At 53.5% G+C, this 24,699-nt stretch carries 22 protein-coding genes and 3 tRNA genes; 13 read left to right on the top strand and 12 right to left on the bottom strand.

All coding sequences use genetic code 11. The features are described from left to right. The first annotated feature begins 255 nt into the window (after window positions 1–255). From sdaC to xni, 3 genes are all read left to right on the top strand, one after another. Complete coding sequence (gene sdaC / locus KE671_RS03605; protein WP_206161737.1) at window positions 256–1,545, top strand: HAAAP family serine/threonine permease; 1,290 nt, start codon at window positions 256–258, stop codon at window positions 1,543–1,545. Between the two features lie 60 nt (window positions 1,546–1,605). Next, complete coding sequence (gene sdaB, locus KE671_RS03600; RefSeq protein WP_206161736.1) at window positions 1,606–2,973, top strand: L-serine ammonia-lyase; 1,368 nt, start codon at window positions 1,606–1,608, stop codon at window positions 2,971–2,973. A 111-nt stretch (window positions 2,974–3,084) separates the two neighbouring features. Next, a complete protein-coding gene (xni, locus tag KE671_RS03595) occupies window positions 3,085–3,840 on the top strand; it encodes a flap endonuclease Xni (protein ID WP_206161735.1) in 756 nt (251 codons plus the stop codon). A gap of 64 nt (window positions 3,841–3,904) precedes the next feature. On the opposite strand, the gene fucA is transcribed toward xni, so the two are convergent. The 5 genes from fucA to KE671_RS03570 form a co-directional block, all read right to left on the bottom strand. Continuing rightward, window positions 3,905–4,552, bottom strand: coding sequence for an L-fuculose-phosphate aldolase (gene fucA / locus KE671_RS03590; RefSeq protein WP_206161734.1), 648 nt, complete (start codon window positions 4,550–4,552; stop codon window positions 3,905–3,907). Between the two features lie 57 nt (window positions 4,553–4,609). Next, a complete protein-coding gene (locus KE671_RS03585; RefSeq protein WP_206161733.1) occupies window positions 4,610–5,608 on the bottom strand; it encodes a LacI family DNA-binding transcriptional regulator in 999 nt (332 codons plus the stop codon). A 142-nt stretch (window positions 5,609–5,750) separates the two neighbouring features. After that, complete coding sequence (locus KE671_RS03580) at window positions 5,751–6,701, bottom strand: ABC transporter substrate-binding protein (RefSeq protein WP_206161732.1); 951 nt, start codon at window positions 6,699–6,701, stop codon at window positions 5,751–5,753. Window positions 6,702–6,774: 73 nt separating this feature from the next. Further along, window positions 6,775–7,758 carry an ABC transporter permease gene (locus KE671_RS03575; protein ID WP_206161731.1) on the bottom strand — a complete coding sequence of 328 codons (984 nt, stop codon included), beginning with the start codon at window positions 7,756–7,758 and terminating at the stop codon, window positions 6,775–6,777. A 3-nt stretch (window positions 7,759–7,761) separates the two neighbouring features. Then, on the bottom strand, window positions 7,762–9,261 hold the full coding sequence (locus tag KE671_RS03570; protein ID WP_206161730.1) for a sugar ABC transporter ATP-binding protein: 1,500 nt from the start codon (window positions 9,259–9,261) through the stop codon (window positions 7,762–7,764). Window positions 9,262–9,737: 476 nt separating this feature from the next. Here KE671_RS03570 and fucI point away from each other — a divergent pair, with 476 nt between their 5' ends. The 4 genes from fucI to fucR all read left to right on the top strand — a co-directional run bounded on the left by fucI (window position 9,738) and on the right by fucR (window position 14,196). Next, window positions 9,738–11,513 (top strand): L-fucose isomerase, encoded by a 1,776-nt coding sequence (gene fucI, locus KE671_RS03565; RefSeq protein WP_206161729.1) that lies wholly within the window; start codon window positions 9,738–9,740, stop codon window positions 11,511–11,513. Between the two features lie 105 nt (window positions 11,514–11,618). Next, window positions 11,619–13,034: an L-fuculokinase gene (gene fucK / locus KE671_RS03560; protein ID WP_206161728.1), complete on the top strand. Its 1,416-nt coding sequence runs from the start codon at window positions 11,619–11,621 to the stop codon at window positions 13,032–13,034. Continuing rightward, window positions 13,027–13,449, top strand: coding sequence for an L-fucose mutarotase (gene fucU, locus KE671_RS03555; RefSeq protein ID WP_206161727.1), 423 nt, complete (start codon window positions 13,027–13,029; stop codon window positions 13,447–13,449). The genes fucK and fucU overlap by 8 nt, the downstream gene beginning before the upstream one ends. Window positions 13,450–13,491: 42 nt before the next feature. Then, window positions 13,492–14,196 (top strand): L-fucose operon activator, encoded by a 705-nt coding sequence (gene fucR, locus KE671_RS03550; protein ID WP_206161726.1) that lies wholly within the window; start codon window positions 13,492–13,494, stop codon window positions 14,194–14,196. Between the two features lie 70 nt (window positions 14,197–14,266). On the opposite strand, the gene rlmM is transcribed toward fucR, so the two are convergent. The 4 genes from rlmM to KE671_RS03530 form a co-directional block, all read right to left on the bottom strand. Then, entirely contained in the window at window positions 14,267–15,367 is a 1,101-nt protein-coding gene (gene rlmM, locus KE671_RS03545; protein WP_200033675.1) for a 23S rRNA (cytidine(2498)-2'-O)-methyltransferase RlmM, read from the bottom strand. Next, window positions 15,360–15,755, bottom strand: coding sequence for a DUF423 domain-containing protein (locus tag KE671_RS03540; protein ID WP_046486574.1), 396 nt, complete (start codon window positions 15,753–15,755; stop codon window positions 15,360–15,362). The genes rlmM and KE671_RS03540 overlap by 8 nt, the downstream gene beginning before the upstream one ends. An 18-nt stretch (window positions 15,756–15,773) precedes the next feature. Further along, window positions 15,774–16,691 carry a glycine cleavage system transcriptional regulator GcvA gene (gene gcvA, locus KE671_RS03535; RefSeq protein WP_042999488.1) on the bottom strand — a complete coding sequence of 306 codons (918 nt, stop codon included), beginning with the start codon at window positions 16,689–16,691 and terminating at the stop codon, window positions 15,774–15,776. Window positions 16,692–17,041: 350 nt separating this feature from the next. Further along, a complete protein-coding gene (locus KE671_RS03530) occupies window positions 17,042–17,269 on the bottom strand; it encodes a YgdI/YgdR family lipoprotein (protein WP_042322452.1) in 228 nt (75 codons plus the stop codon). 192 nt (window positions 17,270–17,461) lie between these two features. Between KE671_RS03530 and csdA the strand changes: the two genes are divergently transcribed. Then, a complete protein-coding gene (gene csdA, locus KE671_RS03525; protein ID WP_206161725.1) occupies window positions 17,462–18,667 on the top strand; it encodes a cysteine desulfurase CsdA in 1,206 nt (401 codons plus the stop codon). Continuing rightward, window positions 18,667–19,113 (top strand): cysteine desulfurase sulfur acceptor subunit CsdE, encoded by a 447-nt coding sequence (gene csdE, locus KE671_RS03520; RefSeq protein ID WP_206161724.1) that lies wholly within the window; start codon window positions 18,667–18,669, stop codon window positions 19,111–19,113. Before csdA ends, csdE begins: the two co-directional genes overlap by 1 nt. 15 nt (window positions 19,114–19,128) lie before the next feature. Here the strand turns inward: csdE and tcdA are convergent, their stop codons facing one another. Together tcdA and mltA are read right to left on the bottom strand one after the other, a co-directional pair. Continuing rightward, window positions 19,129–19,944 carry a tRNA cyclic N6-threonylcarbamoyladenosine(37) synthase TcdA gene (tcdA, locus tag KE671_RS03515; RefSeq protein WP_206161723.1) on the bottom strand — a complete coding sequence of 272 codons (816 nt, stop codon included), beginning with the start codon at window positions 19,942–19,944 and terminating at the stop codon, window positions 19,129–19,131. Between the two features lie 108 nt (window positions 19,945–20,052). Further along, window positions 20,053–21,150, bottom strand: a complete 1,098-nt coding sequence (gene mltA / locus KE671_RS03510; protein WP_206161722.1) for a murein transglycosylase A — start codon at window positions 21,148–21,150, stop codon at window positions 20,053–20,055. 207 nt (window positions 21,151–21,357) lie between these two features. Here mltA and KE671_RS03505 point away from each other — a divergent pair. The 3 genes from KE671_RS03505 to KE671_RS03495 all read left to right on the top strand — a co-directional run bounded on the left by KE671_RS03505 (window position 21,358) and on the right by KE671_RS03495 (window position 21,806). Then, window positions 21,358–21,434 (top strand) — tRNA-Met (locus KE671_RS03505). A 63-nt stretch (window positions 21,435–21,497) separates the two neighbouring features. Then, a tRNA-Met gene (locus KE671_RS03500) sits at window positions 21,498–21,574 on the top strand. Window positions 21,575–21,729: 155 nt separating this feature from the next. Beyond that, a tRNA-Met gene (locus KE671_RS03495) sits at window positions 21,730–21,806 on the top strand. 72 nt (window positions 21,807–21,878) lie between these two features. On the opposite strand, the gene amiC is transcribed toward KE671_RS03495, so the two are convergent. Then, window positions 21,879–23,132, bottom strand: coding sequence for an N-acetylmuramoyl-L-alanine amidase AmiC (gene amiC / locus KE671_RS03490; protein WP_206161721.1), 1,254 nt, complete (start codon window positions 23,130–23,132; stop codon window positions 21,879–21,881). 234 nt (window positions 23,133–23,366) lie between these two features. On the opposite strand from amiC, the gene argA reads away from it, so the two are divergent. Further along, the gene (argA, locus tag KE671_RS03485; protein ID WP_042322440.1) at window positions 23,367–24,698 is read left to right on the top strand and encodes an amino-acid N-acetyltransferase; all 1,332 of its coding nucleotides are present in this window, start codon (window positions 23,367–23,369) and stop codon (window positions 24,696–24,698) included. Window position 24,699: the final 1 nt, after the last annotated feature.

The following is a 24,699-nucleotide window of genomic DNA, read 5'->3' as shown; positions in this document are numbered from 1 at the left end:
ATGTTGTTAATGCTAGCCTTCGCACGCGTAAATTCGCTGTGATGATTTTTTAACAGACTAATGATCCAAACATATCCACTTTAAAAGTGGATTATTGCATTTGGGATCGCGATCACTGATAGATTCATTAGTTAAATGTATCTTTCTGCCCGCAAATTACTACGGTTAAAAATTTTATAAAAATCGTCACTGCAAGAATTTCGTTTTACGGTCAGGAGCTTTTTCCTGATTTTTAGCTTCCTCCAGGAGAAATAGATGGAAACCATTCAAACCAGCACAATTGCTTCGACTGAATCACGAAGCGCATGGCGCAAGACCGATACCATGTGGATGCTGGGCCTTTATGGCACGGCTATCGGTGCGGGCGTGTTGTTCTTGCCAATCAACGCAGGTGTTGGCGGTATGATCCCGCTGATTATCATGGCTATTATCGCCTTCCCGATGACCTTCTTCGCCCACCGGGGTCTGACTCGCTTTGTACTGTCTGGCAAAAATCCGGGTGAAGACATCACAGAAGTGGTTGAAGAGCACTTTGGTATCGGCGCGGGTAAACTGATTACCCTGCTGTACTTCTTCGCGATTTACCCGATTCTGTTGGTTTACAGCGTCGCGATTACTAACACGGTTGAGAGCTTCCTGACTCACCAGTTAGCCATCACCCCGCCGCCGCGTGCGATCCTGTCGCTGATCCTGATTGTCGGGATGATGACTATCGTTCGTTTTGGTGAGCAGATGATTGTGAAGGCGATGAGCATCCTGGTGTTCCCGTTTGTTGCTGCGCTGATGCTGCTGGCACTGTACCTGATCCCACAATGGAGCGGTGCCGCGCTGGAAACCCTGTCCTTTGACTCTGCGGCTACGACCGGCAACGGTCTGTGGATGACCCTGTGGCTGGCGATTCCGGTAATGGTGTTCTCTTTCAACCACTCTCCGATTATCTCTTCCTTCGCCGTGGCGAAGCGTGAAGAGTACGGCGATGCGGCAGAGAAAAAATGCTCGAAGATTCTGGCATTCGCTCACATCATGATGGTACTGACAGTTATGTTCTTCGTCTTCAGTTGCGTACTGAGCCTGACGCCAGCGGACCTGGCGGCAGCGAAAGATCAGAACATCTCGATTCTGTCTTACCTGGCGAACCACTTTAACGCGCCGATCATTGCCTGGATGGCGCCGATCATCGCGATGATTGCTATCACTAAATCCTTCCTCGGCCACTACCTGGGGGCACGTGAAGGTTTCAACGGGATGGTTATCAAGTCGCTGCGCGGTAAAGGCAAGTCTATTGAAATCAACAAACTGAACCGCATCACTGCGTTGTTCATGCTGGTAACGACCTGGATTGTCGCCACCCTGAACCCGAGCATCCTCGGTATGATTGAAACTCTGGGTGGTCCAATCATCGCGATGATCCTGTTCCTGATGCCGATGTACGCAATCCAGAAAGTACCGGCAATGCGTAAATACAGCGGTCACATCAGCAACGTGTTTGTTGTCGTGATGGGCCTGATTGCTATCTCCGCGATTTTCTACTCCCTGTTCAACTAAGTTGTTTAGCGCCGCTTTCGGGCGGCGCTTCCTCCCTGATATAACCGCAATGGATGCCCTATGATTAGCGTATTCGATATTTTCAAAATCGGCATTGGCCCCTCCAGTTCACATACCGTTGGACCAATGAAAGCTGGCAAACAATTCACGGATGATCTGATTGCCCGCAATATTCTGATGGATGTCACCCGAGTCGTGGTGGATGTGTATGGCTCCCTGTCGCTGACGGGTAAAGGCCACCACACTGATATCGCGATTATCATGGGGCTGGCGGGAAACCTGCCGGATACCGTTGACATCGATGCCATCCCAGGCTTCATCCAGGATGTCAACACCCATGGGCGACTGCTGTTGGCGAACGGCCAGCATGAGGTCGAATTCCCGGTGGATAAGTGCATGAATTTCCATGCCGACAATCTGTCTCTGCACGAGAACGGAATGCGTATCACCGCGCTGGCCGGCGATAGCGTCCTCTACAGTCAGACTTACTACTCTATTGGCGGTGGTTTCATCGTTGATGAAGAACACTTCGGTTTACCGAACAGTGCGCCGGTCAACGTACCGTATCCGTACAAATCAGCTGCCGATCTGCAAAAACACTGCCAGGAAACCGGGCTTTCCCTTTCCGGTCTGATGATGCAAAACGAGCTGGCATTACACAGCAAAGAAGAGCTGGAACAGCACTTTGCCAACGTCTGGGAGGTGATGCGCGGCGGCATTGAGCGCGGCATCACCACCGAGGGCGTTCTGCCTGGAAAACTGCGCGTCCCCCGCCGTGCGGCGGCGCTGCGTCGTATGCTGGTGAGCAGCGACAAAACCACGACCGATCCGATGGCAGTCGTTGACTGGATCAATATGTTCGCGCTGGCGGTAAACGAAGAGAATGCCGCAGGCGGACGCGTGGTTACCGCCCCGACGAACGGTGCCTGCGGTATCGTGCCGGCAGTCCTCGCTTACTACGACAAATTCATCCGCGAAGTGAACGCGAACTCACTGGCACGCTACATGTTGGTTGCTAGTGCAATTGGGTCATTGTACAAGATGAATGCCTCCATTTCCGGCGCGGAAGTGGGTTGTCAGGGCGAAGTCGGCGTGGCCTGTTCGATGGCGGCAGCCGGTCTGGCAGAACTTCTGGGCGGAAGTCCGACCCAGGTATGCATTGCCGCAGAAATCGGCATGGAACACAACCTCGGTCTCACCTGCGACCCGGTTGCGGGCCAGGTTCAGGTACCGTGCATCGAGCGTAACGCGATTGCTTCCGTCAAAGCGGTCAACGCGGCGCGTATGGCGCTGCGTCGGACCAGTGAACCGCGCGTCTGCCTCGATAAAGTGATCGAAACCATGTACGAAACCGGTAAAGACATGAACGCCAAGTATCGCGAAACCTCTCGCGGCGGCCTGGCGATGAAGATCGTCACCTGCGATTAATCCTTCCCCAGAGGCCTCCTTTTGCGAGGCCTCTTCCCGTTTTAGCCTCCGGTAATGGCCTGATCCCATACTGAATGTTACCCTACACGCTGATCTGTAAGGGAGAACACCGTGGCTGTCCATCTGCTTATCGTTGACGCGCTCAATCTCATACGCCGTATTCATGCCGTTCAGGGCTCTCCCTGCGTGGAGACCTGCCAGCACGCGCTTGATCAGCTCATTGTCCACAGCCACCCCACCCACGCCGTGGCGGTGTTTGATGATGAAGCGCGTAACAGCGGATGGCGTCATCAACGTCTTCCGGACTATAAAGCGGGTCGTCCACCCATGCCTGACGAACTGCACACTGAAATGCCCGCCCTGCGCGCCGCCTTTGAGCAGCGCGGCGTTGCATGCTGGGTTTCCCGCGGAAACGAAGCAGATGATTTAGCGGCAACCCTGGCGGTAAAGGTCACGCAAGCAGGCCATCAGGCCACTATCGTGTCGACTGACAAAGGCTATTGCCAGTTGCTCTCCCCGACGTTACGCATTCGTGATTATTTTCAGAAACGCTGGCTGGATGCGCCGTTTATTGAAAAAGAGTTTGGCGTTCAACCGCAGCAGTTACCGGATTACTGGGGACTGGCGGGGATCAGCAGTTCAAAAGTACCCGGCGTTGCCGGTATTGGCCCGAAAAGCGCCACCCAACTGTTGGTGCAGTTTCAGACGCTGGAAGGTCTCTATGCGCATCTGGATGAAGTGCCGGAAAAGTGGCGTAAGAAACTGGAGGCCCACCAGGAGATGGCATTTTTGTGTCGCGATATCGCTCGTTTGCAAACCGATTTGCGGCTTGACGGGAACCTGCAACAGTTGCGCCTGCCACGGTAGAATTGCGGGCCGGATGGCGCAGACCGTCCGACCCGGCACACAAACCGCGACGGTTCTCCACCGCTTATTCTTCGATACGTAATCCGTAGGTTTTAAACTTCTCGAGCACCACGGCGATTTCTTCATCGGATAACACCGGCACCGGATCCATCACCGCCAGCGTCTTCATATAGAGTTGCGCCAGCACCTCCACCTCGTGCGCCAGCCACAGTGCCTTTTGCAGGTTCTCCTCGCAGGCAATTAAACCATGGTGTTGCAGCAGCGTGGCTTTGCGATTTTTCAGCGCCACAACCACGTGTTCTGAGAGTTCGCGAGTACCGAAGGTGGCATAGGGCGCACAGGGAATCGAATTCCCTCCCGCCGCCGCAATCATATAGTGAATGGCCGGGATCGGCCGGTTGAGAATAGATACCGCGGTACAATGAATGGCGTGGTTATGCACAACGGCATTCGCATCCGGGCGAGTCTGATAAGCCGCCAGATGAAAACGCCATTCACTGGACGGTAATTTCCCCTCTTCGTACTTGCCGTCATTATCCACGTAGACAATCATCTGTTCGGTCATTCGCTCATAAGGAATGCCGCTCGGGGTAATCAACATACCGTCCTGATAACGCGCGCTCACATTTCCCGCCGTCCCCTGGTTTAAACCCAGGCGCGTCATTTCCAGACAGGTTTCAATAATTTCTCGAGATAAACGAGTTCTTTCCATCTCAGTTCTCCGGGGTACTCGGTTCAATGACTGATAACACGATTTTTGTCGCGCGTTTTATTTTTGTCTTAAGCGCTTAATTAATTTCATTTCTACTTTTACCGTCTCATGAACAGGGCGATCTTCAATGGCGTTGAGCATCATAGTGAACGCTTTTTCCGCCCAGGCGTTCTCATCCTGCTGCATTGACCATACGTTATTGGACAGGAATCCCAGCATCGGGTGTTCGTCGAACGTGCCGATATTGATCTCAGGCGGAATGACGCCAAAACGGTCGCGGATGGCTCTTACCGCGCCTTCCAGCACCGGTAACGACGAGGCGATAAACGCCTGCGGGCATCCCGCGTCGTCAATCAACGCCTGCATAATCTGGTATCCCCCTTCCGGGGTGTTCACCGGTCCTTCGCGCACCCAGTCACGGTGATGAATTCCTTTTTTACTGAGCGCATTCAGGTAGCCCGTCAGACGATCGCTGATACTGGGCAAACCGGTATCGCCCACCAGAAACCAGACCGGCAGCTTTTCAGCATCCAACAAACTCTGGGTTAAGTGTTCCCCGCCTGAAATATTGTGACTTTCCACCAGCGCGTTATCCGTGTATTTAAAATCACGGTCCAGCAATACCATCGGTTTTCTCACCTGACGTAAATGATGTTGCTGGTTTTCTAACGTTGACGGGACAATAAAAAGACCATCCACGTTACGGGCAATTAACGCCTTGGTGATTTTGTTTTCGTAATCGACGTCATCATAGGTACAGCTAATCATCAGTTGATAACCGGAGCGACGACAGCGCTGCTCCAGTTTCTCCGCCAGCGTGGCAAAGAAGACGTTAGAAATATTGGGAACGATCAGGCCAAGGGTATCCGTTTTATTCAGCTTCAGACTGCGGGCGGAATGGTTAATCACATAACCATATCGCTCAACATATTCATTAATACGCGTTTGCGTTTTGAGGCTGATTCGATACTGTTCAGCTTTTCCGTTTAGCACCAGTCTCACGGTTGTCACCGATAAATTCAGGTCGCTGGCTATCTGTTCTACTGTTTTAGCCATGTATGTGCCCCAGTCACCGTCCAAGCGTCAATTGACAATCATAAAAGCATTTTACACTTTTGTCTTACCGCATCAGTCGGTTAAGCGCACGCCGTTGATCACACCCGCTAAGCGGGGGGCGAAGACACCGCCCCCAGCCGATTTATTTCTTGCCGAAAGGATGTAACAGCTTGTCTATTTCCGGCGTATTGATGTTCTGGGCGCTCACGAATTTCACCGGGATATCGATCTCTTTCGCGACCGTTTGCCCGGACAGCGCCGCATTCAGGGTTTTAATCCCCTGGTAACCAATCTGATAAGCGTCCTGGACGACAAAGCCCTGGATAACGCCTGTGTTAAGGAAGTGAATAATCGCTTCGGTACTGTCGAAACCAATGACTTTCACCTTCCCTTTCAGATTCTGACTGTCGATGGCGTTGGCGACGCCCAGCGTTGAGCCCTCATTGGTGCCATAGATCCCGGCCAGATCGGGATTGGCCTGAATCATATCAATGGTCTTATCCATCGCTTTTTGCGGATCGCCATCGCTGTACTGCACGGGCAGCACCTTGATATCCGGATACTTTTCCTTCATGCGGGTAATGAACCCTTCCGAGCGTTCAATCGCGGATGACGTCCCGGCGACATGAGCGATAATGCCGACTTTGCCTTTATTATTCACCTGTGCTGCCAGCGCATCCGCCGCCTCAGCGCCAGCTTTACGGTTATTGGTCGCTACGAAGCTGACCGGAATATCCGAATTCACGCCGGAGTCAAAAGTGACGACCTTAATACCACGCGAATTCGCCGTTTCCACCAGCGGAGCAAGCGCATTGGCATCCAGCGCCGCCAGCAGCAGACCGTTCGGCTTTTGCGCCATGGCGTTTTCAACCAGTTGAATTTGTTCCGCAATTTGAGTTTCGTCCGCGGGTCCGACATAGCTGGTTTTATCGCCCAACTCCTTCGCCGCCGCTTCCGTCCCCATTTTCACGGTTTGCCAGAACTCATGCTGGAAACCTTTACTGATGACCGGAAGGTTCAAATCTTTCGCTAACGCACTGGAAGTGATGCACGCCAGCAGGGATAACGCATAGACAAAATGCCTGGTTTTCATTGTTGTACTCCGTTGTGAGTGTGTCACCCTTAACGTCAGGGTCAGTGTTCCCCGTGACTGCCGGGAGCGTAAATCAACGAATCTTTTTGCGTAACGTATCGAGATAGACAGCGGCGACGACCACAATCCCCATCGCGACCATTTGCCAGAACTGGGAGACCCCCATCAGGTTCAGGCCGTTTTTCAATACGCTCATGATGAATGCACCGATGATCGTGCCGCCGATGGTGCCAATTCCGCCCATCAGACTGGTACCGCCGATCACGACTGCGGCAATGGCTTCCAGTTCATAACCGACGCCGACCGTTGGCTGGCCAGAGTTCAGCCGTGAGGCCAGTATCACCCCGGCAATGCCGGTCAGCAGGCCGCAGAAGGCATAGACGAAGATTTTGACGCGCTGAACTTTGATCCCGGAAAGGTGCGCCGCCACTTCATTACTGCCCACGGCATAGACATAGCGACCAATAACCGTTTTCTTGAGGATGTAACCGGCAACCAGCGCGACAATCACCAGATAGAACACCGGATACGGCAGCACATCGAATAAACGTCCCTGCGCCAGCAACTTGAAGGTGGGATAATCGGCGAAATAGATGGCGCGCCCATCCGTCATTACCATGTTAATTCCCCTGACGGACATCATCAGCCCCAGCGTGGCGATGAACGGTGGAATCGTCATTTTGGTCACCAGCAGACCATTCACGTAGCCGCACAATCCTCCGGCCAGCACGCCTGCCAGAATACAGATCGGCAACGGAAGTCCGAGCGTCGCGCAGATGCCGACCGCTACACCGGAAAACGCCACCACCGATCCTAAAGAGAGATCGATCCCTGCGGTAATAATCACAAACGTTACGCCAATGGCCATAATGCCGATAACCGAGGTTTGCAGCGCAATGGTCATAATATTTTCAGTATTAAAGAAAAACGGCGAACTGAAACTGAAAAAAACAACCAGGATAATCAAACTAAAAAGTGGCGCAAGACGCATTAAAAGTTCTTTATTAATTTTTATTTTCTTAGTATTGCTGTCTGAAGAGGTTACAGAGATGGTCATGATTTAATCCTCTAACGTCGCATATTGCATGATTTTTTCTTGTGTGGCGTTACCAGCAGTTAATTCTCCAGTAATACGACCACTGCGCATGACTAAAATACGATCGCACATGCCCAGGACCTCCGGTAATTCAGAGGAAATCATAATAATCGATTTCCCTTTTGCCACGAGGCGATTCATTAATTCATAGATTTCCAGCTTAGCGCCGACATCAATTCCGCGAGTAGGCTCATCAAAAATAAGAATATCGGTATCTTTGCACACCCAACGGGCAATAATAATTTTTTGCTGATTTCCCCCACTCAAATTCAGCGCCGCCTGTTCAAGGTGCGGCGTTTTGATTCTGAGCGCCCTGACCTGTTCCTCACTCATTTTCTGGCAGCGTTTTGCGTCAACGTTGCCAAAACGGTCGGCGTATTCAGGATAATTTCCCAACATGATATTGCGCTCAACGGACAGATTAAGCGCCAGCCCCTCTTTTTTACGGTCTTCGGTTAAATAGCTAATACCTTGTGCAATGGCGTCAGAAATCCCCTTTATCACAATAGCCTTGCCGTTCAGCTTAATGGTCCCGCTGTCGATGGGATCGGCGCCAAAAATGGCGCGCGCCAGCTCCGTACGCCCGGCGCCCATCAACCCGGCAAAACCCAGGATCTCGCCCCGGTTCAACGTAAAGTCGATGTTATTGAGCACGCCTTTGCGCGTGAGCCCGCTGACCTCCAGCACCGGTTCCTGATGTACCCGCGCTTCACGGCGAGGATAGATGTTTCCCAGTTCGCGGCCGACCATCATCGCAATCAGATCGCTTATCTTCACCGTTTCATACTCAACGGTATCAATGTACTGGCCGTCGCGCATGACCGTCGCGCGATCGGCAATCAGCGCTAACTCTTCAAGACGATGCGAGATGTAGACAATCCCGGTCCCCTGCGCTTTAAGCAGTCGGGTCACCTGGAATAAGCTTTCTATTTCTGTTTCCGTCAGCGCCGCGGTGGGTTCATCCATAATCAGGATTTTGGCATTGACGGATATCGCTTTCGCGATTTCCACCATCTGCTGTTGTGCCACGGTCAGGTCTGCCACCAGCGTTTCAGGCGAAATATTCAGGTTTAATTTATGCAAAATCTCGGTTGCCGCCTGGCGCTGTTGTTTTTCATCCAGCCGCCAACGGTTATTTTTACAAAACTCTCTGCCGATAAAGATATTTTCTTCTACGGTTAATTCCGGAAAGAGATTAAATTCCTGATGAATAATGGTAATCCCGGCACTCTGCGCACTGAGCGGGTCGCTGAATGACACAGGCTTCCCCTCAAATATAATCTCCCCTTCATCCGGTTGATAAACACCGGACAAAATTTTCATCAGTGTAGATTTGCCTGCGCCATTTTCACCTAATAGCGCATGCACTTCACCTTTGCGAAGAGTAAAGTCCACATTACTCAACGCTAATACGCCGGGAAAGCGTTTGGTAATATGATTCATCTGTAAAAATGTTTCGGACATTGCTGCTTTCCTCAATAATCAGAAACCGCAGGCAGTGAATCAGGCGAAGTGCATTCTCAGGGAGCGAACGCCACTATGAATGTGATGACTTCCTGAAAACACGTTTACGTCACGTCGATATGTTGCCAGATATTGCTAACTCGAGTTAGCGATGTGCCCTTTAAAGCTATTTTAGCCACCAAAAATAGCCAAATCATTTGGGTTAAAACTGTGATACCGGACAGACATTTATTTGTAATCATCTGATTTTAAATACTTTAATAAATTTGACTGTCTTTATATTATTTGATGTAGATCGAATTTTAACCACTTCTCGTGAAGCGACTCACAATCCCGTCAGAAAAAAGTTGTGTATAAATCACGTCAATACCTAAGCTAACTCGAGTTAGCAAATTTATTGATTTCAGTCGACTGCTGCGGTGGTGCTCTGTCATCCGCCTGAGCAGCACGCCTACACGTGAGATGAGGAACCGCGAATGAAGAAGATTAGCCTGCCGAAAATTGGTATTCGTCCGGTTATTGATGGACGCCGAATGGGCGTTCGTGAATCACTGGAAGCCCAGACGATGAATATGGCAAAGGCCACTGCCGCCCTGCTGACAGAGAAACTCCGCTACGCCTGTGGCACGCCGGTTGACTGCGTTATTGCCGACAGCTGTATTGCCGGAATGGCAGAATCCGCCGCCTGTGAGGAAAAGTTCAGCGGTCAAAACGTCGGACTGACAATCACCGTAACACCGTGCTGGTGCTACGGCAGCGAAACCATTGATATGGATCCTCTGCGTCCGAAAGCCATCTGGGGCTTTAACGGTACCGAACGCCCTGGCGCGGTCTACCTGGCGGCCGCGCTGGCAGCGCATAGTCAAAAAGGGATCCCTGCGTTCTCGATCTACGGCCAGGATGTACAGGATGCCGGAGATACCTCGATCCCGGCCGATGTTGAGGAAAAGCTACTGCGTTTCGCCCGGGCAGGGCTCGCCGTCGCCAGCATGAAGGGGAAAAGCTACCTCTCGCTGGGCGGGGTGTCGATGGGGATCGCCGGTTCCATCGTCGATCATGATTTCTTTGAGTCCTGGCTAGGGATGAAGGTCCAGTCCGTCGATATGACCGAACTGCGCCGCCGCATCGATCAACACATCTATGACGAGGCAGAGCTGGAAATGGCGCTAGCGTGGGCGGATAAACACTTCCGTTACGGCGAAGATAAAAACGCGAAGCAATATCAACGTAACGCCGAACAGAGCCGGGCTATCCTGCGCGAAAGCCTGCTGATGGCAATGTGCATCCGCGACATGATGCAAGGGAACGCTAAACTGGCGCAGACAGGGCGCGTGGAAGAGTCGCTCGGCTATAACGCGATTGCCGCCGGATTTCAGGGGCAGCGTCACTGGACCGATCAATACCCTAACGGTGATACCGCCGAAGCGCTTCTGAACAGTTCATTTGACTGGAATGGTGTGCGTGAACCGTTTGTTGTCGCCACCGAAAACGACAGCCTGAACGGCGTTGCCATGCTGTTGGGGCATCAGTTGACCGGCACCGCGCAGGTCTTTGCCGATGTACGTACCTACTGGTCGCCAGAAGCAGTTAAACGCGTGACTGGTCAGCCGCTGACCGGACGGGCAGAACACGGCATTATCCATCTGATCAACTCCGGTTCCGCCGCGCTGGACGGCACCTGTAAACAGCGTGACAGCGAAGGAAAACCGACAATGAAACCGCACTGGGAGGTCACGCAGCAGGAGGCTGACGCCTGCCTGGCGGCAACCGAGTGGTGTCCGGCGATCCATGAATATTTCCGCGGCGGCGGTTACTCGTCACGCTTCCTGACCGAAGGCGGCGTGCCGTTCACCATGACCCGCGTAAACATCATCAAAGGTCTGGGGCCAGTACTGCAAATTGCGGAAGGCTGGAGCGTCGAACTGCCGAAAGAGGTCCATGATACTCTCGACAAACGCACCGATTCCAGTTGGCCCACTACCTGGTTTGCGCCACGTCTTACCGGGAAAGGACCATTCTCCGACGTCTATTCCGTGATGGCGAACTGGGGAGCGAACCACGGCGTACTGACCGTTGGTCACGTCGGCGCGGACTTCATCACTCTCGCTGCAATGCTGCGTATTCCGGTCTGCATGCACAACGTGGAAGAGGCGAAAATTTACCGTCCCTCAGCCTGGGCCGCGCATGGGATGGATAGTGAAGGCCAGGATTACCGCGCCTGTCAGAACTACGGACCACTGTATAAACGTTAAGGATCGCGCAATTGCCTGATGGCGACGCTGACGCAGCGTATCAGGTCTACGGAGAACGACTCGTAGGCCGGATAAGCGCAGCGCCATCCGGCGACGGGAGTCATTATGAAAAATGAAATCATCCTGGTTCTCGACTGTGGTGCGACCAACGTGCGGGCCATCGCCGTTGATCGTCAGGGACAGATCGTTGCTCGTGCGGCGGTTGCCAATGCCAGCGAGGAAGCCATGGAAAACAATGCCTGGCATCAGTGGTCGCTGGACGCCATCCTGCAACGTTTCGCACAGTGCTGCCGGAAACTGTCGGCTGAACTCACAGCCTTTCGGATCCGCGGCCTCACCGTCACCACCTTTGGCGTTGATGGCGCGCTGGTCGATCAAAACGGCGAATTACTCTACCCCATCATCAGTTGGAAATGTCCGCGCACCGCTGCGATAATGGACAATATCAGCCGCTTTATGCCACCGCGTCAGCTTCAGGCCCTTTCCGGCGTCGGCGCATTCAGTTTCAATACCTTATATAAGCTGATATGGCTAAAAGAAAATCACCCGCAACGGCTGGAACAGGCCCACGCCTGGCTGTTTATCTCCTCACTCATAAATCATCGCCTGACCGGCGAATTTACCACTGACATCACCATGGCAGGCACCAGCCAAATGCTGGATATCCAGCAACGGGATTTCAGTGCCGACATCTTGCTGGCCACAGGGTTGCCGAGACGACTCTTCCCGCGACTCGTGGAAGCCGGTGAACAGGTTGGTTCGCTGCAGCCCGAAATGGCAACGATGCTCGGTCTCCCACCGGGAATTCCCGTGATCTCTGCCGGACACGATACCCAGTTCGCGCTGTTTGGCGCCGGTGCGGGACAAGATGAGCCGGTTCTCTCTTCTGGCACGTGGGAAATCCTGATGGTACGAAGCGCCAGGGTCGATACGTCGTTACTGAGCAGACATGCCGGTTCAACCTGTGAACTGGACAGCCAGCCGGGACTTTACAATCCGGGGATGCAATGGCTTGCTTCTGGCATTCTTGAATGGGTGCGTAAGCTACTGTGGACACCCGAAACCCCGTGGCAAACGTTAATTGCAGAAGCGCAAGCGGTTCCTGCCGGGGCCGATGGCGTGCGGATGCAGTGCGAACTACTCTCCTCTGTGGACGCAGGCTGGCGCGGCGTCACCCTGAATACTACCCGCGGTCATTTCTATCGCGCGGCGCTGGAAGGATTAACGAACCAGTTGCGACATAACCTGCATACGCTGGAAAAAATTGGCCAGTTCAACGCCACAGAACTGCTGTTGGTCGGCGGCGGAAGCCGTAATACCTTGTGGAATCAGATTAAGGCCAACACCCTGGAGATCCCTATCAAGGTGTTGGATGACGCTGAAACCACCGTTGCCGGCGCGGCGATGTACGGCTGGTACGGCATCGGCGCATTTTCCAGTCCACAACAGGCCAGAGAACAGGTGCGCTACCAGTACCGTTATTTCTATCCCGAACCCAGTAAAGGTATATCGCATGCTTAAAACGATTTCTCCCCTCCTCTCGCCGGAGCTACTTAAAGTACTGGCGCAGATGGGACACGGCGACGAGATTATTTTCTCAGACGCGCACTTCCCGGCGCACAGTATGGGGCCGCAGGTGATCCGTGCGGATGGCCTCAGCGTCAGTGACTTACTGCGGGCCGTGATCCCACTGTTCGAACTCGACAGCTATGCGCCACCGCTGGTGATGATGGCGGCCGTCGAGGGCGATACCCTAGACCCGCACGTTGAAACGCGCTATCGCGAAGCGCTTTCCCTACAGGCACCCTGTCCGGCGATCGCGCGAATCGATCGCTTCGCCTTCTACACCCGCGCGCAAAAGGCCTTTGCGATCGTCATTACTGGCGAGCGCGCAAAATACGGGAATATTCTTTTAAAAAAAGGGGTAACGCCGTAATCTCAATCGCGGGCTGGGCATTTGATTGAGGGGTTAGAAGAGATGAAAGCGGTACGTCAGCAGACGATTGTGGATCTGCTCAGTCAGCATAAAAGCCTGACCACCGAAGCACTGGCAGCTCAGCTCAACGTCAGTAAAGAGACTATCCGCCGCGATCTCAGTGAACTACAGGAACAAGGGAAGGTTCTGCGCAATCACGGGCGCGTTAAAGGGATTGTGCGGGAAAACCCGGACAGTGGCGATCCCTTTCATATTCGCCTGAAGAGCCATTACGCGCACAAAGCCGATATCGCCAGAAAGGCGCTCGGCTGGATCGAAGAAGGCATGGTGATTGCGCTGGATGCCAGTTCCACCTGCTGGTATCTGGCGCGACAGCTGCCGGATATCAATATACAGGTCTTTACCAACAGCCAGCCCATTTGCCAGGAGCTCGGCAAACGCCAACATATACAGCTCATCAGTTCTGGCGGCAGGCTGGAGCGCAAACACGGCTGCTACGTCAATCCTGCGCTCATTTCACAGCTTAAATCTCTTGAGGTCGATCTGTTTATTTTTTCCTGCGAAGGGATCGACCGCCACGGCGCGATGTGGGATTCCAGCACCTTCAACGCGGATTTCAAATCGATCCTGCTGAAACGGGCGTCGCAATCGTTATTGCTGATCGACAAGAGTAAATTCAATCGTTCAGGAGAAGCCCGACTCGGCCATCTGGATGACGTAACGCATATTGTGTCGGACGCGCCGTAGTCATAACGGCTAACAGGAATGGGTTGCAGACCTGAGCAACATCAGTGCATCAGGTCTGCAACGGCGCGAGTTAACGCTCGTCGCGGCGCCCACCAACCGCGGCCCACAGGCGACGGACGTGCACCGTCACTTCTTCACGGTCGTGATACAACTGGCGTGCCTGAATCTGCGCATTCACACCGTGCTCGTCAAGCTGCGCCTGAATATAAGCAAGGTTCTGCGAGACCTCTTCGTAGCGCTTTTTCATCGGCAACTTGAGGTTAAAGATGGTTTCCCGACACCAGCCATTGACCAGCCACTGCGCCATCAGCGCCGCCACTTTCGCCGGCTTCTCAACCATGTCGCACACCATCCACGAGATGTTGTTGCGATTGGGGCGATACTTGAAACCGTCTTCGCGCAGCCAGGTGACCTGCCCGGTATCCATCAGACTCTGCGCCATCGGGCCATTATCGACCGAATACACCCACATGTTGCGTTTAACCAGTTGATAAGTCCAGCCGCCAGGGCAAGCCCCTAAATCCACCGCATACATTCCGTTTGCCAGACGCTCATCCCACTCATCTTGTGGAATAAACACGTGCAACGCCTCTTCCAATTTCAGCGTTGAACGACTTGGCGCATCGGCCGGGAACTTCAGGCGCGGAATACCCATATAGTACGGCGAGTTATTACTGGCCCATGAGTAGCCGGTATAGCAACAGCCCGGCGCGATAAAGAAGACGTGCACCACCGGGCGTTTCGGCGTCTCATAGTTCGTGAGAACGCCAGCATCACGCAACGCAGCACGCAGCGGCACGGTGAATTTACGGCAGAACTTCATCAGCTCTTTGCTTTCGTTAGTATCCGCCACTTCCACGCGCAGATCGCCGCCCTTCTCCACCACGCCCTGCAACATGCCGACAATCGGCGTAATGCGATCTTCTGGCGGCAAGTGCTGTAGCAACTCGCCAACCACAAACCACTGACGGGCAAAAATGAGAGAACTGAACGGCAGCTCGCTGATAATTTTTTCGGCGTCTTCAGCCTGATAGCACTCATAGATGACATAGCCCGCGTTCTCTTTGACGCGAGCAAAACCGAAACGCTCCCGACGCCCTGCTTTATCGGTAATCTCGGCGGCACACTCTTTTTCAAAGCCCGGGCGACACAACAACACAACCTTATTCATGAACTACGCCCTTACGCTTCAAACGGATGGCGCCGATTAACATCAGCACCCAACCTGCCAGGAAGCTGACGCCGCCGACAGGGGTAACAAACGCCCACAGGCGAAGATGAGACAGCGCCAGGCAATACAGGCTGCCGCTGAACAGCACCGTACCCAACGCAAGGAAAACGCTACTCCAGTAAAACCAGATGCTGATCCGGCGTTGCATCGCAACCGCCAGCCCGAAGATAGCCAACGTATGAAACGCCTGATATTGCAGGCCGGTCTGGATCCAGCCCATTTCAACCACACCGAGGGTTTTGCTCAGGACATGCGCACCGAAAGCCCCCAGAGCGACATAAATAAAGCCACTGATAGCGGCAAAAATCAGCATAAAACGGCTGGTCATGGTAATACCCTAAGTAAGTTATTGTTCGTAACGAAAGCGGAATTTCTCTTGTTCCGTGGCCGCTTTCGCCAGTATCCACTGACGGAAAGCGGCTATTTTACCCAGTTCTGCCTGACTGTCATGACAAACCAGGTAAAATGCATTTTTACTGACCAGAACATCATTAAACGGGCAGACCAGTCGTCCCGCTTCAATTTCTGACTGCGCCATCACGTTATTCGCCAGCGCCACGCCCTGCCCGTGGATAGCGGCCTGTAGCACCATCGCACTATGGCTAAAGATAGGTCCCTGCTGAACGTTGATATGATTCAACCCCAGTTGTCGCGTATAGGTTTGCCAGTCACGACGCGAGGCATCGTGCAGCAGGGTATGTGAGGCTAAATCCTCTGGCGATTTCAGGGGCTTATCACCCGTCAGCAGCAACGGCGAGCACACCGGCAGCAGATATTCTGCGTACAATTTTTCTACACGGAGTCCCGGCCAGTTGCCGCGACCATAAAAAATTGCCACGTCGACATCGTCCGCCAGTTTATCTTCCTGACGGTCCACCGCCTGGATCCTGACGTCAATTCCCGGATAAGCTGAGTTAAAGCTAGAGAGTCGGGGCACCAGCCACTGAATCGCAAAACTGGGCAATAAACTGACCGTCAACGCCCCCTTTGCACTCCGCGCCTGAAGTTTACGCGTCGCTTCGGTTAATTGCGAAAAAATCTCTTTTATATCGAGAAAGTAGCTCTGTCCTTCTTCGGTAAGAAGAAGAGAACGGTTGCGTCGGCGAAACAGCTTAAGCCCCAAAAAATCCTCAAGTGACTTGATTTGGTGGCTTACTGCGGCCTGCGTCACAAAAAGCTCTTCTGCTGCGCGGGTAAAGCTCAGGTGCCGTGCGGCGGCATCAAAAACACGTAATGCGTTCAGAGGTGGAAGTCGTTTTGACATGGCTTTTAAACTTTGATGTTAAAAGAATTTAACAATTAAGCTACACTATGTAACCTATTAGTTTTTTTAATCTGAGCCATTATAATTTGTCCGTTGAGGAACTACCAGCAAATACCTATAGTGGCGGCACTTCCTGAGCCGGAACGAAAAGTTTTATCGGAATGCGTGTTCTGGTGGGCTTTTGGCTTACGGTTGTGATGTTGTGTTGTTGTGTTTGCAATTGGTCTGCGATTCAGACCACGGTAGCAACGCTACCCTTTTTCACTTCCTGTACATTTACCCTGTCTGTCCATAGTGATTAATGTAGCACCGCCAATTTGCGGTGCTTTTTTTTATCTGCTATCTACCGACTACTGATCTAACTCGACCATCTCTTTCACGTCGGTACGATTGATCTGCTGTTTGTTGCCATTAGCGTCCTTGTACGAAATCATCCCGGTTTCATCATCGGTTTTCGGCTTACCATCCGCGACGATGCTACGCCCGTCATTGGTGTGCATCACGTAGTTCGGACCGGAACAGGCGCTCAGGGCAAAAGTCAGCATACATGCAGAGATAATTGCGGCAGTCTTTTTCATCTGTTTCTCCTTAAAGCTGTTTATGCTACTTAAAACGTACTCTGTAACAGGCATAAATATTTGCCTAACATAATTCAGCATAAGCTACTGGTCTGATTTCGCCACAATATCCAGAGGATTCCTGGAGACCGTGCACTTCTTGAATCAGCGACCAATTTGCGCCACGATCGGGTTACTGAACCGAGGAATACCATGAACGCTTTCAATCCCGCGCAGTTTCGCGCGCAATTTCCCGCACTCGCTGACGCGGGCGTCTATCTGGATAGCGCCGCGACGGCCCTTAAACCGCAGGCCGTGATCGAGGCGACCCGGCAGTGTTATAGCCTGAGCGCTGGCAACGTCCATCGCAGCCAGTTCGCCGAAGCCCAACGTCTGACCGCACGCTATGAGGCCGCACGGGAGAAAGTGGCGCGTTTGCTGAATGCGCCAGATGACAAAACCGTCGTCTGGACCCGCGGCACCACGGAGGCCATCAATATGGTGGCGCAGAGCTATGCCCGCCCTCGCCTGCAACCGGGCGATGAGATCATCGTTAGCGTCGCAGAGCATCATGCGAATCTCGTGCCGTGGCTGATGGTCGCAGAGCAAACCGGGGCGAAAGTGGTCAGGCTGCCGCTCAATGCCAAGCACCTGCCGGACGTTGAACGTCTGCCGACGATCATTACCCCGCGCAGTCGAATCCTCGCTCTGGGGCAGATGTCAAACGTCACCGGCGGCTGCCCGGATTTAGCTTGTGCCATTACGCTCGCCCATGCCGCAGGCATAGTAGTGATGGTGGATGGCGCGCAGGGAGTGGTTCACTTCCCGGCGGATGTCCAGGCGCTCGACATCGACTTCTACGCTTTCTCAGGCCACAAGCTGTACGGTCCAACCGGTATCGGCGTGCTTTACGGCAAACCTGCGCTGCTGGAAGCCATGTCGCCCTGGCTCGGTGGCGGTAAGATGATCAACGACGTCAGTTTCGAGGGCTTCACTACTCAGGCCGCACCGTGGAAGCTGGAAGCAGGTACCCCAAACGTTGCTGGCGTGATTGGTATGAGCGCCGCACTGGAATGGCTGGCCGATGTTGATATCGTCCAGGCGGAAAGCTGGAGTCGCGGGCTGGCAACGCTGGCGGAAGAGGCGCTGGCTCAGCGTCCGGGGTTCCGTTCGTTTCGCTGTCAGGACTCCAGTCTGCTGGCCTTTGATTTTGCCGGCGTTCACCATAGCGATATGGTTACCCTGCTTGCGGAATATGGCATCGCGCTACGTGCCGGTCAGCACTGCGCGCAGCCGCTTCTGGCTGAACTTGGCGTCTCGGGTACGCTCCGTGCCTCATTTGCGCCGTATAATACCCAAAGTGATGTGGATGCGTTGATCAACGCCGTTGATCGAGCACTGGAAATACTGGTGGATTAATGACTAGCCCAATGTTTGCCGGACACCCGTTTGGCACAACCGTAACCGAAGAGACGTTACGTCATACCTTTCTCCCACTGACCCAGTGGGAAGACAAATATCGTCAGCTGATTTTGCTCGGTAAACAGCTTCCGGCGCTGCCCAACGATCTCAAAGCGCAGGCTAAGGAGATCGCTGGCTGCGAAAATCGCGTCTGGCTGGGATATACGCGTACCGAAAAGGGCACATTGCACTTTTTCGGCGACAGTGAAGGTCGCATCGTGCGCGGGCTGCTGGCCGTATTGCTAACCGCCGCAGAAGGAAAAACGGCGGCGGAACTGCTGGCCCACTCGCCGTTGGCATTGTTTGATGAACTGGGGTTACGTGCTCAGCTCAGCGCGTCGCGTAGTCAGGGACTGGCGGCGCTGAATGAGGCAATCATTAAGGCGGCTCATTCTGCCGGGTGACGACGCAAAAGCGTCTTATGCGGCCTGCTCCTGACGTGCCGCTTTTGCCATCATTTTTTTCAACGCGTGGGAGACTGCCACAAAACCAAACGTGGCGGTAACCATCGTTGCCGCACCGAAACCCGACGCACAGTCCATTCGTTTAGGCCCTTCGGCCGTTGCCTTCATGGCGCAAACACTTCCATCAGACTGCGGATAGACCAGCGCTTCCGTTGAAAACACACAGTCGACACCGAGTTTGCCTTTGCTGTTCTTTACGACGCCAAAATCACTTTTCAACCGTTCACGCAGTTTCGCCGCCAGCGGATCCTGGATCGTTTTCGCCAGATCGACGACCTGAATCTGCGTCGGATCGATCTGCCCACCTGCGCCACCGGTCGTCACCAGCGGGATCTTATTGCGCCGACAGTACGCAATCAGCGCCGCTTTTGGCCGCACACTGTCAATGGCATCAATGACATAACTGAACCCCGCGCTCATATATTCCGCAACGTTATCCGGCGTGACAAAGTCATCGACTACCGTCACTCGACATTCGGGATTAATCAGGCGAATACGTTCAGCCATCACTTCGGCTTTTGCCAGGCCGACATTATCACGCAGCGCATGAATCTGGCGGTTGGTATTCGTCACGCAGACGTCGTCCATATCGATGAGCGTAATCGCGCCAATCCCGGTTCGCGCCAGCGCTTCTGCAGCCCAGGAACCGACACCGCCGATCCCAACCACACAGATATGCGCATCGGCAAACCGTTGTAGCGCCTTTTCCCCGTACAGACGCGCGGTGCCGCCAAAACGCTGACGCCATGCATCACTGATAACCACAGACATAACACCTCAAATTCATTAATATCGAACGGTACGACTGCCTGATGGCGGCTATGCCTTATCAGACCTACATCATCAAGTAGGCCGGCTAAGCGAAGCGCCATCCGGCTACTAGCCGCTAAACACGTTACCTGCACCCGGTGCGCTCTTCAGCACCCACACGCGACCATAGTGATTATACCAACCTGCGCGGTGCCCGGCATCCGGGCCGATTCCCTGGTATATATCAAAGTGCTGGCCTTTAATCGCCCCGCCAACATCCAGCGCCACCATCAGGCGCAGTTCATATTGCCCGTTAAATTTACCGTTGTTGTCCAGCAGCGGGACCTCGGCGAGCAGCGTGGTGCCCGCTGGGATAATACTGCGATCAGACGCCACCGACGCGCGACCAATCAGCGGTACCGCACTGGCCCCTTTCACCGGGGCAAAAGATTGCGGTTTAAAGAAGACGAACGACGGATTCTGCTCAAGTAATTCACGCACCTCCGCTTCGCTGTGCGTTTCGCCCCAATGGCGAATCGCCTGCATTGACATATCTTCTCTCTTCACTTCGCCGCGATCGATCAGCACTTTGCCGATACTGCGATAGGCATGACCGTTTTTCCCGGCATAGCTAAAGAAATTGAGCGGGGAGCCGTCGCCAAAGTCGATATAGCCGCTACCCTGGACGTCCATGATGAAGTTATCCATCAGGGAGTTGCTGTACGCCAGAATATAGCTGTCGCTTAGCGCGCCGGAGTAGATCTCGGCGCGAGACGGCAGGCGACCGCGCTTAGGCGGCATGCGATAGATGGGATACTGGAATTCGCCCTGACGCGTATGACGCGCCTGAATCACCGGCGTGTAGTAACCGGTAAACTGCACGTTGCCGTAGTTGTCCGCCCCTTCCATCTGCCAGGCGTCAAGGCCGAACTGACGCATCGTGCGCGTATCGCCACCGGAACGCAGCCAGTCCTGCACGGCGTTGTAGACGTTGCTCTGATTACCATACAGGCGTGGAGAAGCACTGCGTATCTGATTGACCTGCTCGGCAAAATCGCCGGCGTTGATTGGTGCGCCAACCGCATCCGGCTGGTTCACCAGTGAGAAAGGCTGGGTAAACTTCCCGTCTTTATACTGCTGTCCGCGATCGGTTGGTTTAGAAGTACAGGCTGCCAGCATTGCCACCACCGCGCCCATGAGAAGGTAACTGACCCAACGTCCTTTCATTGTTCTCTTCTTCTAGCTGAAAATTATGCGCAATGAAGATAACAAACCCTGTCACCTAATGAAACGAGCACAGATACCCTGACGCAAATTTTGCACAATAATTAAGCTGAAATGCCTTGTTTTTGTTCATTTTCATTCCAAAACCGTGATCCAGGTGAAAAAAGGGTTGCATGAAAATGTTAGCAGAGTATAGTGCGCATCCACGGACGCGGGGTGGAGCAGCCTGGTAGCTCGTCGGGCTCATAACCCGAAGGTCGTCGGTTCAAATCCGGCCCCCGCAACCAATTAAAATTTGATGCAGTAACAGCTTCTGCACAGTGGCTTAAAATACACAGCAGAATGGCGGACGCGGGGTGGAGCAGCCTGGTAGCTCGTCGGGCTCATAACCCGAAGGTCGTCGGTTCAAATCCGGCCCCCGCAACCAATCAAATTTGAAGAAGTGAAAGTATCTGCATAGCAGTTCGAATCACAGGAAGGCGGCGACGCAGTGAGTCCTTAGGAGTTTACATCAGTAAATGACTAAGGTGGGCGAGGAAAGCCAACGCACATGTGGTTTGAAATGCGCAGCAGAAAGACGGACGCGGGGTGGAGCAGCCTGGTAGCTCGTCGGGCTCATAACCCGAAGGTCGTCGGTTCAAATCCGGCCCCCGCAACCACTATCAAACACCTTAACGGGTGTTTTTTTGTTTCTGCAGTCCGTAAAAAAAGCGCTTTTGAGCGCTTTTTTATTATCCCCTTCTCGCCAGCGTCGCCCCATCGGCGAAGTAGGCTTTGATCCCCGCCAGAATCGACTCCGCCACTTCCTGCTGGAAGGTTGCCGTTTTCAGCTTCCGCTCTTCTTCGATGTTACTGATAAAGGCCGTTTCGACGAGAATCGACGGGATATCCGGCGCTTTCAGCACCGCAAACCCGGCCTGCTCCACCTGATTTTTATGCAGATTGTTAATTTTGCCGAGTTTATTGAGCACCGCTTTACCAAATTTCAGGCTGTCTGCGATAGTCAGCGACTGCACCATATCGAACATGGTGTGGTCGACGTAACGATCGCCGCTTTTGCTCACGCCGCCGATCAAATCCGAGGCGTTCTGCGTCTGGGCAAGATATTTTGCCGCTGTACTGGTCGCCCCTTTGGTGGACAGCGCAAACACGGATGAACCGCTGGGCTGCCGACTGGTGAACGCATCGGCATGAATTGAGACGAAGAGATCCGCACGCTGCTTCTGGGCTTTCGCTACGCGCACCTTCAGCGGAATGAAGATGTCTTCATTCCGCGTCATGTAGACCTTCATGTTGCCTTCTTTCTCGATTAACGCGCGCAGTCGCCGGGCAATCTGCAACACCACATCTTTCTCACGCGTGTTGTATTTACCGACGGCGCCAGAATCTTCACCGCCATGCCCCGGATCGAGCATGATCACAATCGGACGGTCGCGCCCGGCTTTACCCGGCTGCGGCCCACTCTGCGCGGGCGGCACCTGCTTATCAAGATCGCCTTTGTTGTAATCTTCCAATAACGCCAACAGAGGATCCTGCATATCCTGCGCATTGGCTGGATAGAGATCCATTACCAGACGCTCTTTAAAACCTGCCACCGGCGCCAGGGCGAACAGTTGCGGCTTCACGTCTTGCTTCAGTTCAAACACCATGCGTACGGTTTGCGGATCGAACTGCCCCACGCGCGCCGACTTGATATAAGGATCGTCGGGACGAATTTGCGCTGCCATGCCTTTCAGCACGGAGTTCAGGTTCACACCTTCAATATCCACCACCACGCGTTCAGGATTGCTCAACGCAAACTGTTTGTACTTCAGCTGCTGATTCGATTCCACCGTCACACGGGTGTAACTGGATGCTGGCCAAATACGAACCGCAACGACCTGACTGGCCGCAGCCAGACCGACCTGACTGACGCTCAATAGCCACATGGCGCCCGCCCCTTGCAGTAAACGACGGCGACTGATAGGTGGATTGGATCCTGACATGCTTCTCCCGAGCAAAATAAACCGTAGTGGTGATGAGATAGTAAACGACTAAATTGACCGAAAACTTTAACGAATGACGCATAATCTGTCATCTATAAAAGGGTAAACATTGTTATTGTATTCACGGTATTACTGAGAAAAAACTTTGTCAGGGTCAAAATTTGCACTTGCGCGCGGCGGAAAAACAGAATAAAAATACACTAATTACGAATAATCATGCAATGAGGATATGCCGTGGTGAAGGAGCGTAGAACCGAACTGGTACAGGGATTCCGCCATTCTGTTCCCTATATCAATACCCATCGGGGAAAAACGTTTGTCATTATGCTCGGCGGCGAAGCCATTGAGCATGAAAACTTTTCCAGCATCGTCAACGACATTGGCCTTCTTCACAGCCTTGGCATTCGCCTGGTAGTGGTTTATGGCGCGCGTCCGCAAATCGATGCCAACCTCGTGACCCATCACCATGAGCCGATGTATCACAAAAATACCCGCGTCACCGACGCCAAAACGCTGGAGCTGGTAAAGCAGGCGGCGGGAACGTTGCAACTGGATATTACCGCTCGCCTGTCGATGAGCCTGAACAATACGCCGCTTCAGGGCGCGCATATCAACGTGGTCAGCGGCAACTTTATCATTGCGCAACCGCTGGGCGTCGATGACGGCGTGGACTACTGCCACAGCGGACGTATCCGTCGCATCGATGAAGAGGCGATCCACCGTCAACTGGACAGCGGTGCCATTGTGCTGATGGGCCCCGTTGCAGTGTCTGTCACCGGCGAAAGCTTTAATCTCACCTCGGAAGAGATCGCGACACAGTTGGCTATCAAGCTGAAAGCCGAAAAGATGATCGGTTTCTGCTCTTCACAGGGGGTAACTAACGACGACGGTGATATCGTCTCCGAACTGTTCCCGAACGAAGCGCAGGCGCGCGTAGAAGCACAGGAAGAAAAAGGCGATTACAACTCGGGAACCGTGCGCTTTCTGCGCGGCGCGGTGAAAGCCTGTCGCAGCGGCGTCCGTCGTTGTCACCTGATCAGCTATCAGGAAGATGGCGCACTGTTGCAGGAGCTATTCTCGCGCGACGGTATCGGGACACAAATTGTGATGGAAAGCGCCGAACAGATCCGCCGCGCTACCATTAACGATATCGGTGGGATCCTGGAGCTGATCCGTCCACTGGAACAGCAGGGCATTCTGGTGCGTCGTTCACGCGAACAGCTGGAAATGGAGATCGACAAATTCACCATTATCCAGCGCGATAACATGACCATCGCCTGTGCCGCGCTATACCCCTTCCCGGAAGAGAAAATCGGCGAAATGGCCTGCGTGGCAGTCCATCCGGACTACCGCAGTTCTTCAAGGGGAGAAGTATTACTGGAGCGGATCGCCGCCCAGGCGAAGCAGATTGGCCTGAGCAAGCTGTTTGTCCTGACGACCCGCAGCATTCACTGGTTCCAGGAACGCGGCTTTACGCCGGTGGATATCGACCTGCTGCCGGAAAGCAAGAAAGAGATGTACAACTATCAGCGCAAATCCAAAGTGCTAATGGCGGATCTGGGTTAAC

The organism is Citrobacter amalonaticus (assembly GCF_018252635.1).
GTDB classification, from domain to species: Bacteria; Pseudomonadota; Gammaproteobacteria; order Enterobacterales; family Enterobacteriaceae; genus Citrobacter_A; species Citrobacter_A amalonaticus_E.
The sequence above is the reverse complement of the archived record's forward strand: the minus strand, read 5'-3'. Positions and strand labels throughout refer to the sequence as shown.

Excerpts from the sequence above, each read along its gene's own strand:
- sdaC (WP_206161737.1), top strand. The coding sequence starts at position 256 with ATGGAAACCATTCAAACCAGCACAATTGCTTCGACTGAATCACGAAGC.
- sdaB (WP_206161736.1), top strand. The coding sequence starts at position 1,606 with ATGATTAGCGTATTCGATATTTTCAAAATCGGCATTGGCCCCTCCAGT.
- fucA (WP_206161734.1), bottom strand. The coding sequence starts at position 4,552 with ATGGAAAGAACTCGTTTATCTCGAGAAATTATTGAAACCTGTCTGGAA.
- KE671_RS03585 (WP_206161733.1), bottom strand. The coding sequence starts at position 5,608 with ATGGCTAAAACAGTAGAACAGATAGCCAGCGACCTGAATTTATCGGTG.
- KE671_RS03580 (WP_206161732.1), bottom strand. The coding sequence starts at position 6,701 with ATGAAAACCAGGCATTTTGTCTATGCGTTATCCCTGCTGGCGTGCATC.
- KE671_RS03575 (WP_206161731.1), bottom strand. The coding sequence starts at position 7,758 with ATGACCATCTCTGTAACCTCTTCAGACAGCAATACTAAGAAAATAAAA.
- KE671_RS03570 (WP_206161730.1), bottom strand. The coding sequence starts at position 9,261 with ATGTCCGAAACATTTTTACAGATGAATCATATTACCAAACGCTTTCCC.
- fucI (WP_206161729.1), top strand. The coding sequence starts at position 9,738 with ATGAAGAAGATTAGCCTGCCGAAAATTGGTATTCGTCCGGTTATTGAT.
- fucK (WP_206161728.1), top strand. The coding sequence starts at position 11,619 with ATGAAAAATGAAATCATCCTGGTTCTCGACTGTGGTGCGACCAACGTG.
- fucU (WP_206161727.1), top strand. The coding sequence starts at position 13,027 with ATGCTTAAAACGATTTCTCCCCTCCTCTCGCCGGAGCTACTTAAAGTA.
- fucR (WP_206161726.1), top strand. The coding sequence starts at position 13,492 with ATGAAAGCGGTACGTCAGCAGACGATTGTGGATCTGCTCAGTCAGCAT.
- rlmM (WP_200033675.1), bottom strand. The coding sequence starts at position 15,367 with ATGAATAAGGTTGTGTTGTTGTGTCGCCCGGGCTTTGAAAAAGAGTGT.
- KE671_RS03540 (WP_046486574.1), bottom strand. The coding sequence starts at position 15,755 with ATGACCAGCCGTTTTATGCTGATTTTTGCCGCTATCAGTGGCTTTATT.
- gcvA (WP_042999488.1), bottom strand. The coding sequence starts at position 16,691 with ATGTCAAAACGACTTCCACCTCTGAACGCATTACGTGTTTTTGATGCC.
- KE671_RS03530 (WP_042322452.1), bottom strand. The coding sequence starts at position 17,269 with ATGAAAAAGACTGCCGCAATTATCTCTGCATGTATGCTGACTTTTGCC.
- csdA (WP_206161725.1), top strand. The coding sequence starts at position 17,462 with ATGAACGCTTTCAATCCCGCGCAGTTTCGCGCGCAATTTCCCGCACTC.
- csdE (WP_206161724.1), top strand. The coding sequence starts at position 18,667 with ATGACTAGCCCAATGTTTGCCGGACACCCGTTTGGCACAACCGTAACC.
- tcdA (WP_206161723.1), bottom strand. The coding sequence starts at position 19,944 with ATGTCTGTGGTTATCAGTGATGCATGGCGTCAGCGTTTTGGCGGCACC.
- mltA (WP_206161722.1), bottom strand. The coding sequence starts at position 21,150 with ATGAAAGGACGTTGGGTCAGTTACCTTCTCATGGGCGCGGTGGTGGCA.
- amiC (WP_206161721.1), bottom strand. The coding sequence starts at position 23,132 with ATGTCAGGATCCAATCCACCTATCAGTCGCCGTCGTTTACTGCAAGGG.